Genomic DNA, 14780 nt, shown 5'->3' with positions numbered 1-14780 from the left:
GCATTAGCCAAAGTCATTCAAAATGCAAATCGGGTTTTTCTATTTAATTGCGAATTATCTAAGATGAATCCGATGATAAATGCCTTTTTTTCCTTAGATTTTTACCCGAAACCGGCTGATTCGATGCTTCTTTGAGCGAACGATCAAAAATAGGTGTATTCCCATCAAAAAAATATTCTCAACCCAAAAAACTTTGTGTAATACTTGTAACGCTACATGGAGATTAACTCAATCTAGAGGGTATTAATAATGAATCGTACTAAACTGGTACTGGGCGCGGTAATCCTGGGTTCTACTCTGCTGGCTGGTTGCTCCAGCAACGCTAAAATCGATCAGCTGTCTTCTGACGTTCAGACTCTGAACGCTAAAGTTGACCAGCTGAGCAACGACGTGAACGCAATCCGTTCCGACGTTCAGGCTGCTAAAGACGACGCAGCTCGCGCTAACCAGCGTCTGGACAACCAGGCTACTAAATACCGTAAGTAATAGTACCTGTTAATAAAATGGCGCACATTGTGCGCCATTTTTTTTGCCTGCGTCAAATGGCTACTGCGTCACCTTCTCCCCTTCATCTTCCGCTACCGCAGCAGATACCCGGCTGTTCTGCACCGACAACACGCTATTGCTGGCTGACGGGCCGCTACCGGCCGACACGATAACCGGGATCCCGGCGCGACGTGACAGCGCTTTATCAATTAGCGCCTTATCGCTTCCCGACTGGGAAACAAAGGTCGTAAACTCGGCGGAATGGGTAATGGGCGAGACCTGTGGATTTTCCCCTTCTACCTGCGCCAGCGGACGGTGGACCTCAATATAGCGTTTACCATCCGGCTCAACGGAAAACTTCACGGGTTCATTAATAATCTGCACCCGCGTGCCCACCCGCACCTGTTCGAACAGGGCCTTAATGTCCGGGGCGTTCATCCGCATACAGCCAGAGCTGACCCGCAGGCCGACGCTGTCCGGCGCGCTGGTACCGTGGATAAGATATTCCCCATTCCCCACGCCTAAACGCAGCGCGAAGCGTCCCAGAGGGTTATTTGGCCCGGCAGGAACCACCGGAGGCAGTTTAATGCCCTGCTCCAGAGAGCGTGCTCTGATGCCCGGCGTGGGTGTCCAGGTCGGATTAGGGATTTTCTGGCTCACCCGCGTGGTCGTCACCGGTGTTTCCAGCCCCAGCTGACCAATGCCCAGGGGGAAAACCTGAACAATGTTTTGCCCCGGCGGGAAGTAGTAGAGCCGAAGCTCAGCGAGATTGACCACAATTCCCTCGCGGGGCGTATCCGGCAACAACATTTGCGACGGAATGGTTATCACGGTTCCCGGCGCAGGGTTTACCGGCGCAATGGTATTGTTGGTTTCCAGGATCACCTGCGCCGCCGTATTAAACCGACGGGCAATGGTCTGCAGCTTATTATCCCCTTCCTGTATCGTGTAGGTTTGATTTTGCCCAATCAGACGACTGCCTGCGGGCGGCAACGGATAGTCCATCGCACGGGCCGAATTAAGGGCACCGAGCGAACTGAGGAGTAATACAGTAATGAGAGACGCGCGCTTCATGCTGAGATTCCTTATTCACTGACAGAACGCCAGAAAGCTGAAAAACCAGCGAGGCGGGAACCACCTCGCGAAACAGAATGAATGCAGTTCTGTAAGTCTAGCTAAGGATTGCAGCTTTGGCGCGGATGGCGCGAATCATCGCTTCCAGTCCCTGAGAACGGGACGGGGTGAGGTGTTGGGTTAAGGCCATTTTTTCAAACCATGGACGGACATCGAACGCGACGATATCCTGCGCCGACATCTGCTGGTAAAGGCTAAAGACGACCGCAATAAGCCCTTTTACAATGGCGGCATCGCTGTCGCCGCGCAATTCGATCGTGCCGTCATCAGACTGCGCCATCACAATCCACACCTGGCTCTGACAGCCCTGAATAGTGTTCTCTGCGCTGTGCGCCTCTTCCCCGAGCGGTGGTAAGCGTTGTCCCAGCTCAATGATATAGAGATACTTCTCTTCCCAGTTTGCGCAACGCGAGAAGTTGCGCAGTAATTTATCTTTTTCCGGCAGCTCTGCCATCTTTCGCCTCTCCGTTAGCCCAGCAGCTGGTGAATGCGCTTAAGCCCCGCCACCAGCCTGTCGACCTCTTCCGTCGTGTTGTACATCACCAGCGATGCGCGGCACATTGCCGGTACCTGGTAAAACGCCATCAGCGGCATGGCACAGTGGTGCCCGGTACGGACCGCAACGCCATAGTTATCGAGAAAACTGCCCACGTCATAGGCGTGGTGTTTACCGAGATTAAACGCAATCACCCCTTGCCGATCGGCAGGCCCGTAGAGGGTCAAATCCGGCACGCTGGCAAGTTCCGCCAGCGCGTAGTGCATCAGCAGCTGTTCGTACTCCTGAATGGCGTCCAGGCCGATGGCAGAGACGTAGGAGACCGCCGCCCCCAGCCCGATAATCCCCCCGGTGTTGGGCGTGCCCGCCTCAAAACGCCACGGCGCGCGCGCGTAGGTCGTGCCTTCCGTCAGGCTGACGGTGGCGATCATCGACCCGCCCCCTTCCCACGGCGGCATCGCCTGCAGGATGTCTTCTTTCACATATAGCACGCCGATCCCAGTCGGCCCATAGAGCTTGTGGCCTGAAAAGACGTAGAAATCACAGTCCAGCGCCTGGACGTCAACCGCGTGGTGCATCACCGCCTGGGCACCGTCAATCAGGACCTTTGCGCCCGCCTGATGGGCCTTTTCGACGAGCTCTGCCACCGGGTTTTCTGTCCCCAGCACGTTGGAGACCTGGGTAACCGCCACCAGCCGCGTACGGTCATCCAGCAAGAGGTCAAGCTGCTCAAGCTGAAGCGTCCCGTCAGCGTTTAGCGGGATCACCCGCAGCTGGGCGCCCACGCGCTCGCAGAGCATCTGCCACGGCACGATATTGGCGTGGTGCTCCATCTGGGTGATGATGATGTTATCCCCCGCGTGGACCTGCGCGTTGCCCCAGCTGTTAGCGACAAGGTTAATCCCTTCGGTGGTCCCGCGAACAAAGACCAGTTCTTCCGGCGAGCGGGCGTTAAGGAAGGCGGCAAGCTGCGTGCGCACGTTTTCCATCCGCTGGGTCGCCTCGGCGCTCAGGGTATGAATACCGCGATGCACGGCGGCATAGCCGTGGCGATAGAACTCGGCTTCGGCATCCACCACCTGATTCGGCTTCTGCGCGCTGGCCGCGCTGTCCAGGTAGGCCAGCGGCAGACCGTTTACTTCACGGGTCAGAACCGGGAAATCTGCCCGTACTTTCTCGACGGGAAAACTCATGCTTCGCCTCCAGGCAGGCGCTGACCGATCCGATCCAGCACCTGCAGTTTTAACTGACCATCGTGCAGCGCTTCCGTCAGTTCGGCGGCAAACGCGTAGATAATCATTTTCTGCGCCGCCTGCTGGTCGATGCCGCGGGAGCGCAGGTAGAACATCTGCTCGTCGTCGATTCGCCCGACCGTCGCACCGTGGCTGCATTTGACGTCATCCGCGTAGATTTCCAGCTGCGGTTTGGTGTCCACCTCCGCCAGTCGCCCTAACAGCAGATTGTTGTTGGTCATCTGCCCGTCGGTTTTAATGGCGTGCTGCGCCACGTTAATCAGGCCGTTAAACACCGCACGCCCTTTATCACTGACAATGGTTTTGTGCAGCTGGCGGCTGTTGCAGTAGCCTTTGTTGTGCTCCAGCCACGTGCGCGTGTCACACACTTCCGATTTAACCGGCATCGCCAGGCTGTTGATGCGCAGCGTGGTGTTTTCCCCGTTAAGCTGCGTGCTGGTGTTGTGGCGCAGCACCGCCCCACCGAGCAGGAAGCTGTGGCTGTACGCCGCGGCATCCTGGCCCAGGACAATGTCGTTATGGGCAAAGTGATGGCTCTGCGCATTCTCAAACGCCAGTTTGATGTGGTGTAGCTGGGCATTGGCCGCCACGTTCATCGTCAGACGCGACCCGGTAAAGTGACGCGTCTCATTGAGGCTGACGTAATGTTCGATGACCGTGGCCTCCGCGCCCTCCGCCAGCTCAAGATGGTGACGATAGTGCGCGGTATTGATTTCATCGCCGTCCAGACCCTGAGTGATATGCATCAGCAGCAGCGGCTTTGACGGACGCTGGTTACGCTTCACGGCGATATGCGTCACGCTGCGGGCCAGGCTCTCGGTCAGGTGCAGGAAAACCTCGGGCTGAACCGGGGCGCTCAGGCGCTGGCGATCGTCGTTTATCTCAATCTCAAAGCCGCTCTCCTGGAGCGTGTCGCTCAGTTCCGGACGGAACTGGCCATCGACAAACACCAGGCGCACGGCATCGACACGCAAGGCCAACGCGTCGCGCTGCGCTGGGGTGAGATCCGCCAGACGGGTAACAAACTCGGCGTTCAGCAGGCCATCGAGCGGGGTATATTTCCAGTTCTCATGCTTACGCGTCGGCAGGCCAAGACGCAGCATCTGCTGCAGATGCTGCTGCGCCTGCGCCGAGCGCGTGCCGCCCTGGGCTTCAAACAGCCGGTGCCACTGCTGGAGCGCATTACTGCTGTTCGGTAAGCCAGCCATAACCCTGCTCCTCCAGTTGTTTAACCAGCGTAAAATCACCGGATTTCACAATGCGCCCCTGGTAAAGCACGTGGACGTAATCCGGCTTGATGTAGTCCAGAATGCGCTGGTAGTGGGTGACGATAATAAACGAGCGATTGCCGTCGCGCAGGGCGTTGACGCCGTCAGCGACAATCTTCAGGGCGTCGATATCCAGACCGGAATCGGTCTCATCCAGAATGCACAGTTCGGGCTCGAGTACCGCCATCTGCAGAATGTCGTTACGCTTTTTCTCGCCGCCGGAAAAACCGACGTTCACCGAGCGGGTCAGCAGATCTTCCGGCATTTTCAGCAGCCTGATCTTCTCTTCCATCAGATCCTGGAAGTCGAAGCGGTCCAGCGCCTCCAGCCCACGGTATTTGCGCACCGCATTCAGCGCCGTCTGCAGGAAGAACTGGTTGCTGACGCCAGGAATTTCGACCGGGTACTGGAAGGCCATAAAAATGCCCTCTCCCGCACGATCTTCCGGCGACATCTCCAGCAGATCTTTGCCGTTAAACTCGACCGAGCCGTGGGTTACTTCATAATCTTCGCGCCCGGCCAGCGTCGCAGAAAGCGTACTTTTCCCGGAACCGTTCGGCCCCATGATGGCGTGGACTTCGCCCGGCTTAACGTCAAAATTGAGGCCACGCAGGATGGCTTTATCTTCTACGCTGACCTGTAAATCTTTAATGCTTAACATGTGCTTTCCTTAACCGACGCTGTGTTCAAGACTGATGGCGAGGAGTTTCTGGGCTTCAACGGCAAATTCCAGCGGCAGTTCAGAGAACACGTCCTTACAGAAGCCGTTGACAATCATCGAGATGGCGTCTTCTTCGCTAATCCCGCGCTGCAGGCAGTAGAAGAGCTGGTCTTCCCCAATCCGTGACGTGGTCGCCTCGTGCTCCAGCTGGGCCGTGTTATTACGGCATTCGACGTACGGGAAGGTATGTGCGCCGCAGTCCGCGCCAATCAGCATCGAGTCACACTGGGTAAAGTTTCGCGCATTGGTGGCCGTCGGCATGATTTTCACCAGCCCGCGATAGCTGTTCTGGCTGTGTCCGGCGGAGATACCTTTCGAGATAATGGTCGATTTGGTGTTTTTACCAATGTGGATCATCTTGGTGCCGGTATCGGCCTGCTGATGGCCGCTGGTGAGCGCCACCGAGTAGAACTCGCCGATGGAGTTATCCCCCCGCAGGATGCAGCTCGGGTATTTCCAGGTGATGGCCGAACCGGTTTCGGACTGGGTCCACGACATCTTGCTGTTTTCCCCTTCGCACAGCGCACGCTTGGTTACGAAGTTCAGGATACCGCCAGTATTGCCGTCGCCCGGGAACCAGTTTTGCACCGTCGAGTATTTCACCTCGGCGTCTTTATGGATGATGACCTCCACCACCGCCGCGTGCAGCTGATAGCTGTCGCGGACCGGGGCGGAGCACCCTTCGATGTAGCTGACGTAGCTCCCCTCATCGGCCACCAGAATGGTACGTTCGAACTGGCCGGTTTTTTCGGCATTAATACGGAAATAGGTGGAAAGCTCCATCGGACAGCGCACGCCTTTCGGCACGTAAATAAAGGTACCGTCCGAGGCCACCGCCGCGTTAAGCGCCGCAAAGAAGTTATCGTTTGAAGGCACAACGGTCCCGATGTACTTTTTCACCAGTTCCGGATGATCGTGAATCGCTTCGCCGAAGGAGCAGAAAATGATCCCCTGCTCTGCCAGCTTCTCGCGGTAGGTGGTGGCCACCGAGACCGAGTCAAAGATAGCGTCCACCGCCACCTCTTTCCCTTCGCGCACCGGTACGCCCAGTTGGTTAAAGGCTTCTTCCACCTCTTTGCTGAGGAAACTGTTCTCCGCGCCGGTTTGCTGCACCGCGCCGGGCTGCGAGGCGCAGGTGTCATCACAGCTGCCGCAGGACGGCGCGGAGTAGTAGCTGTAATCCTGGTAGTTCAGCTTGTCATAATGCGCTTTCAGCCAGTGCGGCTCTTCCATCTCCAGCCAGGCGCGGTAGGCACTCAGGCGAAACTCCAGCATCCACTCGGGCTCGTTACGTTTCGCCGAAATAGCCCGCACGACATCCTCGTTGATGCCTTTTGCCAGCTCATCGGTCTGCAGCTGGGTGAAGAACCCCTCTTTATAGTTGAGGTGCCCGCCGCTCCAGGTATTTACTTCACTCGTTGCTTCAGTATTACGAGACATAGTTCCGCCTATACCCCAAAGCTTTCGCCGCAGCCGCATTCGTTCTGGGCTTTCGGGTTATGAAATTTGAATAACTGATTTAAGCCTTCGCGGACGTAGTCCACTTCGGTGCCATCGATAAAGGGCATGGCCTGCAGCGCGACGTACAATTTTGCGCCGTCGGTCTCGAACACCAGGTCATCTTTCTCGGGTTCGGTGACGGTATCAAGCACGTAACCGAAACCTGCGCAGCCGGTCTGTTTGACACCTAAACGCACGCCAAGGATCTCGGGCTTTTTCGCCACCAGCTCGTGAATATGTGCCGCCGCCGCTGGCGTGAGCGTTAACCCGCGCCAGGCGAAATCGGCAGGATTAAAGGTTTCTGAATGCAGTTCCATAGGTCCACCTCATCTGATAAGCCATCAGGGCATAACACCATGTTAGTGATAACGATTATCACTTCAACCCTCTGTCAGCAGGGGCATTCGGCTAAACCGCCCTTTTTGCCTACTTTTATTAAGCATAGACCCTGTGACAAGATGCAGGCAGGATGGATTTAATTGTTCAATGCATTGATTAATAATGCATTTCGTCGTGGGATTTGTGGCGGAGAGGTGAAAAGTAAAATATGCATCGGAAATGCCTATTTTTGAGATAGCCGCTTTGATTATCGTGAACTCAGTCTAACAGATGCGATTTGGCGCACTAAAAGAAGGCCAGGGCTTCAGGTGCCCGGCCAGCAAGCGCTCCTCAGCAGTAGACAACCTGTTGATGCGAGTCTTTTTCTGAAAATCATACACTCACTCTGGATCACATTATTAATCACTGTAGCATTAACCACACTCTTGCAAAGGAAGTAAGGTGGCATATGGCGTTACAGGGAAAGATGATTCTGAATGGCGCAGATTACGCGCCTTTCAATCTGTATGGTGTGGGCGTGTTCATGGCGCATTCCGGGTTGGGAGCCAACAGAAACAATGCCAGTTGCGGACATGTCGCCAATACTGGCCCTATTCCCCCGGGGAAATACTGGATTGTTGATCGCAGGGGGGGTAACTGGTTCTCCCAAAAAAAGAGGAGATTCACGATGCAGCTAACAGATTTATTGGCCGAAATGCTTTTGGTAAATCTGACTGGTTTGCTTTGTGGCGTGATGACTGGGGTATAGATGATTACGCATGGATAGAAAATGTAAAACGTGGAAATTTCCGACTACATCCCGGCACGGTTTCAAAGGGATGCATAACTATCGCCAACATGTCTGATTTTGCGATGATTCATAACGCGCTAATGAGTACATCGCTTATTCAGGTTCCATGCATGCGGTCACTCATGGCGCGAGGATGGGTGGAGGTAGTAGCGGGTGGCTACATTAAAAATCCTTGCTCGTAGGGCAAGTAAAATTATTTATTTTCTCATTTTATTATTTGCGATAGGCCATATACTACCGGCTCCTGAGTCATATATTAACTATGATTTAGCCCGAACAACAGCAATCACTATCACCGGAAATGAAAATGCTGAATCTATGTATGATGCTTATTCATTCATTGACTGGCTTGCAATGCTAATCATCACTACCTCTTTCTATATTTTAACAATGAAGTTAACCAAAAAACTAAGGAAATAATAAAATGCCTATACCTCCCTATATGTGGCTTAAAGACGATGGCGGTGCAGATATCAAAGGATCTGTTGACGTACAAGATCGTGAAGGAAGCATTGAAATTATCGGCCTGAGCCATGGTATAAATTTGCCCTTTGACAGCGCTAACGGCAAAATCACCGGCACCCGCCAACATTCATCTATGATGATTGAAAAAGAAGTTGATAGCTCTACGCCATATCTTTACAAGGCTGCAGCAACCGGGCAAACGCTGAAAAGCGCAGAAATAAGGTTTTATCACATCAATGATGCAGGCCAGGAGGTCTGCTACTATACCGTTCTTATGGAGAATGTGAAATTAACTGGCGTCCACTGCAGCGTTCCAAATGTTAAGCTGGCGGGAAACGATAAAATGAATCACATAGAAAGCGTCAGCATTCAATATGAAAAAATCACCTGGAGAATTCTTGACGGTAATATTCAATTTTCAGATGCATGGAATGAGCGCCATACTCGCTGAGTATTAATAAGGGGACACAGTCCCCTATTGAACAAGTAGCCAACTGCAAAGCCCCAGAAAAAATTAGATGTTCTTTAAAATTAGCCGGGTAAATCTCATCTGCAGGAATAATGCCTATTCTTGAGATAGATTTTGCATGGAAAGAGACAAAAACAAAAAAAGGCCCTCAAGGCCTCTTACACTCAATTATGGAATGAGACAGCAAAACCCTGCTCACGCCAGTGGTCGAGCTGTTCCTGCTGTCGAGGCGTTGGCGATTTCCCCGTCCAGACGAAGATTTTCTGCCCCGGGAAAAGCTCGGGACGCGGCGAATCAATCGGTTCTGCCAGGACATCAATGTGCCAGCCCTTCTGCGATAAGCGCGCGGCTTCAAGCCACAGATGGGTGCGGTCATCACACTCCCAGCCAATCAGGAGCGCGTCTTTACCGGCTTTCTTGCGGGACTCCGCCAGGCTTGCGATCGCGAATTCGATCAGGACCCCGTCAAACAGGCTCGCCATGTGACGCACGGTATTTTGGTCCTGGTTCATCCGCTGACGGACGGGAGAAATAATATTGTCAATCAGGGCGTCTATCGAGTGATCGCGGCGGAACTCACCGACTTTGGCGCGCAGCTTTGCCGGGCTGGCATAGCGCAGAACGGTCATCATCTCTTCCTGGAACGAGACCCAGTTACCCTGAGTCAAAACTTCCTTGTTTTCCAGCAAGGCTTTTACTTTCCCGACCGAAACGCCACTCTTCATCAGGCGTTTGATCTCTTCGATACGCAGGATATCTTCATCGTCAAACTGACGATGACCCCCTTCGCTGCGCTGCGGCTTCAACAATCCATAACGGCGCTGCCAGGCACGCAGCGTAACGGGGTTGATACCGCATCGTTCGGCCACTTCGCCGATACTGTAATAGGCCATTAACTCCCTCACGCTCAGAACTTCCATACCTAACTGCACCAACCTTATCAGATTGTACACACCATTTGTATAACTAAGACCGCATTTTGAACGGGTGAATGGCTTACGACGCCATTCACCTGTTAATACATTGTTGTATAAAATTTACCGTTCGTACAGTTACGTCTGTCCGATTGTGTACAGCTTTATCACAATTCGAACTTTTTCTCCGGCCACGCAATGGCTGGAATCCCGCCGTGCCGGGGGCTGGCAAAAAGATGCCCCTGGAACTGGGAAATCCCCGCAGATTCCAGCCACATCCACTCTTCCGCCTTCTCTACTCCAACCGCGCAGAACTGGATTTCAAGCGAGGAACAGCATTTGATGATGGCCTGAATAATGGCCTGTCGGGGGCCACTTTTATGCACGTTCGCGACCAAATCACGATTAATCTTAATTCTGTCAGGCTGGAAGTGGGCCAGCAGCTGCAGCCCGGCAAAACCGGCACCAAAGTGATCGATCGTCACGCTGATACCCGCGCTTTTTAACTGCCTGACCGAATCCGTGAACTCATCAAAGCGGGAAATGGCTTCGCTCTCGGTGAACTCCACCACGATTTGTTCAGGTACAAAACCGTTTGCTTCGATCGCGGTAAGCAGAAAATCCACGGCGTTGGGAATGTTAACCAGTGTCATAGGAAGCAGGTTAAGGGATAACGTCTGGTCCTGTAACCCCAGCGCGCTGGCCATGGAGAGCGCCACCTGCTTGCTTTGCAAATCAGACGCGTACACTTCCTCATGCGGAAGGCTGGCGAAATAAGCTCCCGGCGAGTCGCCGGACGGGGTGCGGAGAAGCGCCTCCCAGGAGACAACCTGCTGCATAAACGGATCGACTATCGGCTGGAACGCGAAGCTGCAATCCGCCCCCTTCGCGACCACCTCAGGTTGCGCGGACAAGCGCGTTTCTTCGCGAACGAATTCCCATGAGTCCGCAGGCGGCAGTTCAAAATAGTTCGCTTTTTCCGTGGCCTCGACAAAGGTGCGGAAAAACTGCAGAGGGCGGTCGTTATACGTCAACTGGTAGCGTGTCGTCCCCTTATTGAGCACCTGCTGCAGTACCTCGTCCCTGTCGAAGTGGCGCAAATCAAAAAGCTCCATACCCACGTTGCCAAAACGCCGGACAGGTCCGTGATCGCGCATTAACTCGACCACGTTATGGTGGCGCGGGTCGTTGCAGATCTGCTCATAGATAGCCGAAACCTGCTCAACCGGCCCTTCCAGCAGTTGAAAAAAATGTGTGCCGTTAAACAGCAAGATCCCCGTGACATTGGATTGCCGATTTTTACGATTTGCAGCAGCGACCATTGCTTCCAGCGCTTTCACTGGAACGTCCTCGCAGATATGACTGCGGTAAATGATGGTTGTGAGCATGCTATTCCTGGGGGTTAGGGTTTTGGCCACGAAAGACGTGGGTAATGTTCATTTATAGCACATTAATTGCCTGACAAATAATTTACATCTCAACCATTTACGGCAGTTAATGAGACCTTTTGACTCGGCTGTACAACTTACCAGCACCTGCGCTTTTTGTACAATATATCCTGCACTCACCCCCCATCACAACGCCAACCCAACGTAATGAAAAATAAATGATTTATAAGATATATCGTAAAAAATCTAAAAAATTGTACATTTTAGATGTACAGATTTGGAAATTATGTATACCTTAAATGTAACGTTACTGATTACAAAATTTTACAGGAGCGAAACATGCAGCAGAAAGGTTACGTCGCAGATTCCGCAGCAGCAATCGCACAGTACTTCGAAAAAGCCGCGCTTCCTACCCAGCAGGAAACGCTGGGCCAGGTGGTGGTTGAAATTCTCAGCGACGGGCGAAACCTTAATCGCAAATCGCTTTGTACAAAATTGCTGAGTCGCCTCGAAAAGGCCGACGGCCCGGAAGAGGAAGAGCATTACCACATGCTGCTTGGTCTGCTCTTCGAACGGTAAGGATATGAATAGCAGTAACGCAGACCGACTGATAGACCAGCTTATCGGTGAAGCCGTTCTCTCTCTTCTGAAAGAGCGGGGACCGGTGACAACTGAAGGCTTACTACAGCGTCTGCGGGTCATGAAAGAACATGAAAAGGATCCCCAGCGGCGGGAGACACTTGCGGTGGTGATTGCCGAGATCGGCTCAAACAGCACCGCCTTTACACGTCGCAGAACCGCGCAAGGACGAACGAAAAGAGAGGGATCTCTCAACGATACCCGAGACAATGTTGTGCCGTTATTTGGAAGTGGAAAACCGTCCGATCCAAAAAAAATACATTGACTGCAATTTAACAGCTACGGTGAGAACAAATGAGACAAAATATTCAGCTTCAACCCGAATACCACTCTGCTTTTTTAGACAGTGCGCTGGCGGAGTATTTCCGCCATGCAGGCGATCGTTTTGCTGAAGAGTCCGCTATTTTTTCTACTGCAGTACGCTGTGTTCTGGCCTCCGAAGGGCATCTGTCCAATAAGGCGATCATCCTCTGGCTCATTCAGACGCTGGAAGCCACCAACGACGTGGTTCAGGCGGATGTGATTCGCAAGACGCTGGAAATCGTGGTGGGTTACACGATGGACGATCTCTGAGTTCCTGCTCGCCACGCCCCCTAGCGTGTCATCGTCAAAACTGACGATCGGCCTGACGATGACACGCGCCCTCCCCGCATAACGCCCTGTAATCCACGCAAAATCAACCTGGCACGGTTCCTGCTTATTTACTCATACGGGACTGGGTTTCCAGTCAACTTTGCTTCATTTCTTAACAGGTCTGTTATTGATGAAAAAGATCGCCAGCGTCTGCCCGTACTGCGGTGCAGGCTGTAAATTGAACCTTGTCGTTGAAAATAACCGTATCATCCGTGCCGAAGCGGCAGCGGGAGTCACAAACCAGGGCACTTTATGTCTGAAAGGATTTTACGGCTGGGACTTCCTTAACGATACCCGTCTGCTCACCCCTCGCCTCACCCAGCCCATGATCCGCTACCGCAAAGGCGAAGCCTTCACCCCTGTTACCTGGGAAGAGGCGATCCGCTACACCGCCCACAGGCTCAGCAGTATTAAAGCACAGCACGGGCCGCGGTCGATCATGACCACCGGCTCCTCGCGCGGAACCGGCAATGAAACCAACTACGTGATGCAAAAGTTTGCCCGCGCGGTGCTGAACACCAACAACGTGGACTGCTGTGCGCGCGTCTGTCATGGCCCGTCCGTCGCCGGTTTACAGGAAACGCTCGGTAACGGCGCGATGAGCAACTCCATTAACGATATTGAAAACTCAAAATGCCTGCTGGTCTTTGGCTATAACTGCGCGGACTCCCACCCTATCGTCGCCCGCCGCGTGCTGAAAGCGCGTGAAAACGGCGCAAAAATTATCGTCTGCGATCCGCGGCGTATTGAAACGGCGCGTATTGCCGACCAACATCTGCAGCTGAAAAATGGCAGCAACATGGCGCTGGTGAACGCCTTTGGCTATGTGCTGCTGGAAGAGGAGCTGTACGATAAAAGCTACGTGGCGCGTTTTACGGAGGGGCTTGAGGCCTACCGGCAAACGGTAAAAGACTATGCGCCGGAAAAGGTCGAACATCTTACCGGCATCCCCGCCCGTGACGTCCGCCAGGCAATGCGCACCTTCGCAGCGGCCCCTTCCGCCACCGTGATGTGGGGGATGGGCGTGACCCAGTTTGGACAGGCTGTGGATGTGGTCAAAGGGCTGTCCAGCCTGGCGCTGCTGACCGGGAATCTCGGTCGCCCCGCCGTCGGCGTCGGGCCGGTGCGCGGTCAGAACAACGTCCAGGGTGCCTGCGATATGGGCGTTCTGCCGAATATGTTCCCCGGCTATCAGGATGTGACCGATCCGGCGGTCAGGCAGAAGTTCGCCAACGCCTGGGGAATTGACGTCAATGCGATGGACGATCGCGTCGGGACGCGCATTACCGAACTGCCGCACCTTGCGCTGGAAGGCAAGGTGAAGGCCTATTACATCATGGGGGAAGATCCGCTTCAGACCGAAGCCGATCTCGGCCTGGTGCGCAGCGGTTTTGAGGCACTCGAGTTTGTCGTGGTTCAGGACATCTTTATGACCAAAACGGCAGAGGTGGCGGACGTTCTGCTTCCGGCAACCTCCTGGGGTGAACACGGCGGCGTCTTTACCTGTGCCGATCGCGGCTTCCAGCGTTTTGGCAAAGCCATCGACGCCAGCGGCAACGTGAAGCGCGACTGGGAGATCATCAGCCTGCTCGCCACCGAGATGGGCTACCCGATGCATTATGATTCCAACCAGCAGATCTGGGATGAGATGCGCGCGCTGTGCCCGCTCTTCTACGGCGTGACGTATGAAAAAATGGGCGAGATGGGCCACGTGCAGTGGCCCTGCCCGACGCTGGATCACCCCGGTACGCCGTACCTGTACAAAGACAATCAGTTCGACACGCCGAGCGGTAAAGGGCAACTCTTTGCCGCGCCGTGGCGCGCGCCGGCGGAAACCCCGGATGCGGATTTCCCGCTGGTGCTGTGTACGGTACGCGAGGTGGGACACTACTCCTGCCGCTCCATGACCGGGAACTGCGCCGCGCTGCAAAGCCTGGCCGACGAGCCGGGTCGGGTGCAAATGAACCCTGCCGATGCAGAAAAGCTGGGCATTACTGACGGGCAGCTGGTCTGGGTACGTTCACGTCGCGGGAAAGTGATTACCCGCGCCAGCATCAGCGAGCGTATCAACGCCGGGGCCGTCTATATGACCTATCAGTGGTGGATTGGCGCCTGCAACGAGCTGACCCAGGACAACCTCGATCCCATCTCCAAAACCCCGGAAACGAAGTACTGCGCGGTGCAGCTGCAGGCGATTGAGGACCAGCGCTGGGCGGAGGACTATGCCGCGTCGGCATATCAGTCCATGAAGTCGCGGCTGATTAACGCGGTGAATATCTAAGGGA

General features: G+C 54.2%; 16 protein-coding genes and 1 pseudogene. 8 read left to right on the top strand and 9 right to left on the bottom strand.

Translation table 11 applies throughout. The annotated features are described in order from the left end of the window. The first annotated feature begins 249 nt into the window (after positions 1-249). The gene (lpp, locus tag LJA86_RS05055; RefSeq protein WP_010430241.1) at positions 250-486 is read left to right on the top strand and encodes a murein lipoprotein Lpp; all 237 of its coding nucleotides are present in this window, start codon (positions 250-252) and stop codon (positions 484-486) included. A 60-nt stretch (positions 487-546) separates the two neighbouring features. Here the strand turns inward: lpp and ldtE are convergent, their stop codons facing one another. The 7 genes from ldtE to sufA form a co-directional block, all read right to left on the bottom strand. Next, entirely contained in the window at positions 547-1560 is a 1014-nt protein-coding gene (gene ldtE / locus LJA86_RS05050) for a L,D-transpeptidase LdtE (RefSeq protein WP_229225730.1), read from the bottom strand. A 97-nt stretch (positions 1561-1657) separates the two neighbouring features. Next, positions 1658-2074 carry a cysteine desulfuration protein SufE gene (sufE, locus tag LJA86_RS05045; protein WP_229225729.1) on the bottom strand — a complete coding sequence of 139 codons (417 nt, stop codon included), beginning with the start codon at positions 2072-2074 and terminating at the stop codon, positions 1658-1660. 14 nt (positions 2075-2088) lie between these two features. Next, complete coding sequence (gene sufS, locus LJA86_RS05040; protein ID WP_229225728.1) at positions 2089-3309, bottom strand: cysteine desulfurase SufS; 1221 nt, start codon at positions 3307-3309, stop codon at positions 2089-2091. Beyond that, complete coding sequence (sufD, locus tag LJA86_RS05035; RefSeq protein ID WP_229225727.1) at positions 3306-4577, bottom strand: Fe-S cluster assembly protein SufD; 1272 nt, start codon at positions 4575-4577, stop codon at positions 3306-3308. Before sufD ends, sufS begins: the two co-directional genes overlap by 4 nt. After that, positions 4552-5298 (bottom strand): Fe-S cluster assembly ATPase SufC, encoded by a 747-nt coding sequence (gene sufC / locus LJA86_RS05030; protein ID WP_048027583.1) that lies wholly within the window; start codon positions 5296-5298, stop codon positions 4552-4554. The genes sufD and sufC overlap by 26 nt, the downstream gene beginning before the upstream one ends. Positions 5299-5307: 9 nt before the next feature. Next, positions 5308-6798 (bottom strand): Fe-S cluster assembly protein SufB, encoded by a 1491-nt coding sequence (gene sufB, locus LJA86_RS05025; RefSeq protein WP_021241107.1) that lies wholly within the window; start codon positions 6796-6798, stop codon positions 5308-5310. A gap of 8 nt (positions 6799-6806) precedes the next feature. Then, entirely contained in the window at positions 6807-7175 is a 369-nt protein-coding gene (gene sufA / locus LJA86_RS05020; RefSeq protein WP_008500631.1) for a Fe-S cluster assembly scaffold SufA, read from the bottom strand. A gap of 470 nt (positions 7176-7645) precedes the next feature. Here sufA and LJA86_RS05015 point away from each other — a divergent pair. From LJA86_RS05015 to LJA86_RS05005, 3 genes and pseudogenes are all read left to right on the top strand, one after another. Continuing rightward, a pseudogene (locus tag LJA86_RS05015) lies at positions 7646-8169 on the top strand (DUF2778 domain-containing protein). Beyond that, positions 8141-8407, top strand: a complete 267-nt coding sequence (locus LJA86_RS05010) for a hypothetical protein (protein ID WP_229225726.1) — start codon at positions 8141-8143, stop codon at positions 8405-8407. The pseudogene LJA86_RS05015 and the gene LJA86_RS05010 overlap by 29 nt, the downstream one beginning before the upstream one ends. A 4-nt stretch (positions 8408-8411) precedes the next feature. Beyond that, positions 8412-8903: an Hcp family type VI secretion system effector gene (locus LJA86_RS05005; RefSeq protein WP_229225725.1), complete on the top strand. Its 492-nt coding sequence runs from the start codon at positions 8412-8414 to the stop codon at positions 8901-8903. Positions 8904-9085: 182 nt separating this feature from the next. On the opposite strand, the gene LJA86_RS05000 is transcribed toward LJA86_RS05005, so the two are convergent. Next, complete coding sequence (locus LJA86_RS05000; protein WP_229225724.1) at positions 9086-9814, bottom strand: MerR family transcriptional regulator; 729 nt, start codon at positions 9812-9814, stop codon at positions 9086-9088. Between the two features lie 188 nt (positions 9815-10002). After that, entirely contained in the window at positions 10003-11223 is a 1221-nt protein-coding gene (locus tag LJA86_RS04995) for a diguanylate phosphodiesterase (RefSeq protein WP_039266179.1), read from the bottom strand. A 339-nt stretch (positions 11224-11562) separates the two neighbouring features. Here LJA86_RS04995 and ycgZ point away from each other — a divergent pair, with 339 nt between their 5' ends. The 4 genes from ycgZ to fdhF all read left to right on the top strand — a co-directional run bounded on the left by ycgZ (position 11563) and on the right by fdhF (position 14776). Then, entirely contained in the window at positions 11563-11802 is a 240-nt protein-coding gene (gene ycgZ / locus LJA86_RS04990; protein ID WP_008500634.1) for a regulatory protein YcgZ, read from the top strand. A gap of 4 nt (positions 11803-11806) precedes the next feature. After that, complete coding sequence (locus LJA86_RS04985) at positions 11807-12127, top strand: hypothetical protein (RefSeq protein WP_045910303.1); 321 nt, start codon at positions 11807-11809, stop codon at positions 12125-12127. Between the two features lie 29 nt (positions 12128-12156). Beyond that, on the top strand, positions 12157-12435 hold the full coding sequence (locus LJA86_RS04980; protein ID WP_023327185.1) for a biofilm development regulator YmgB/AriR family protein: 279 nt from the start codon (positions 12157-12159) through the stop codon (positions 12433-12435). A gap of 190 nt (positions 12436-12625) precedes the next feature. Next, the gene (gene fdhF, locus LJA86_RS04975; protein ID WP_229225723.1) at positions 12626-14776 is read left to right on the top strand and encodes a formate dehydrogenase subunit alpha; all 2151 of its coding nucleotides are present in this window, start codon (positions 12626-12628) and stop codon (positions 14774-14776) included. The last annotated feature ends 4 nt before the right edge of the window (positions 14777-14780 follow it).

The organism is Enterobacter sp. TCD1-1, from assembly GCF_020567405.1.
In the GTDB taxonomy this organism is placed as follows: Bacteria; Pseudomonadota; Gammaproteobacteria; order Enterobacterales; family Enterobacteriaceae; genus Enterobacter; species Enterobacter quasiroggenkampii.
Note: the sequence above shows the minus strand (reverse complement) of the source record. Positions and strands in the feature narration are given on the sequence as shown.

Coding starts and splice junctions, on each gene's coding strand:
- lpp (WP_010430241.1), top strand. CDS start 250: ATGAATCGTACTAAACTGGTACTGGGCGCGGTAATCCTGGGTTCTACT.
- ldtE (WP_229225730.1), bottom strand. CDS start 1,560: ATGAAGCGCGCGTCTCTCATTACTGTATTACTCCTCAGTTCGCTCGGT.
- sufE (WP_229225729.1), bottom strand. CDS start 2,074: ATGGCAGAGCTGCCGGAAAAAGATAAATTACTGCGCAACTTCTCGCGT.
- sufS (WP_229225728.1), bottom strand. CDS start 3,309: ATGAGTTTTCCCGTCGAGAAAGTACGGGCAGATTTCCCGGTTCTGACC.
- sufD (WP_229225727.1), bottom strand. CDS start 4,577: ATGGCTGGCTTACCGAACAGCAGTAATGCGCTCCAGCAGTGGCACCGG.
- sufC (WP_048027583.1), bottom strand. CDS start 5,298: ATGTTAAGCATTAAAGATTTACAGGTCAGCGTAGAAGATAAAGCCATC.
- sufB (WP_021241107.1), bottom strand. CDS start 6,798: ATGTCTCGTAATACTGAAGCAACGAGTGAAGTAAATACCTGGAGCGGC.
- sufA (WP_008500631.1), bottom strand. CDS start 7,175: ATGGAACTGCATTCAGAAACCTTTAATCCTGCCGATTTCGCCTGGCGC.
- LJA86_RS05005 (WP_229225725.1), top strand. CDS start 8,412: ATGCCTATACCTCCCTATATGTGGCTTAAAGACGATGGCGGTGCAGAT.
- LJA86_RS05000 (WP_229225724.1), bottom strand. CDS start 9,814: ATGGCCTATTACAGTATCGGCGAAGTGGCCGAACGATGCGGTATCAAC.
- LJA86_RS04995 (WP_039266179.1), bottom strand. CDS start 11,223: ATGCTCACAACCATCATTTACCGCAGTCATATCTGCGAGGACGTTCCA.
- ycgZ (WP_008500634.1), top strand. CDS start 11,563: ATGCAGCAGAAAGGTTACGTCGCAGATTCCGCAGCAGCAATCGCACAG.
- LJA86_RS04985 (WP_045910303.1), top strand. CDS start 11,807: ATGAATAGCAGTAACGCAGACCGACTGATAGACCAGCTTATCGGTGAA.
- LJA86_RS04980 (WP_023327185.1), top strand. CDS start 12,157: ATGAGACAAAATATTCAGCTTCAACCCGAATACCACTCTGCTTTTTTA.
- fdhF (WP_229225723.1), top strand. CDS start 12,626: ATGAAAAAGATCGCCAGCGTCTGCCCGTACTGCGGTGCAGGCTGTAAA.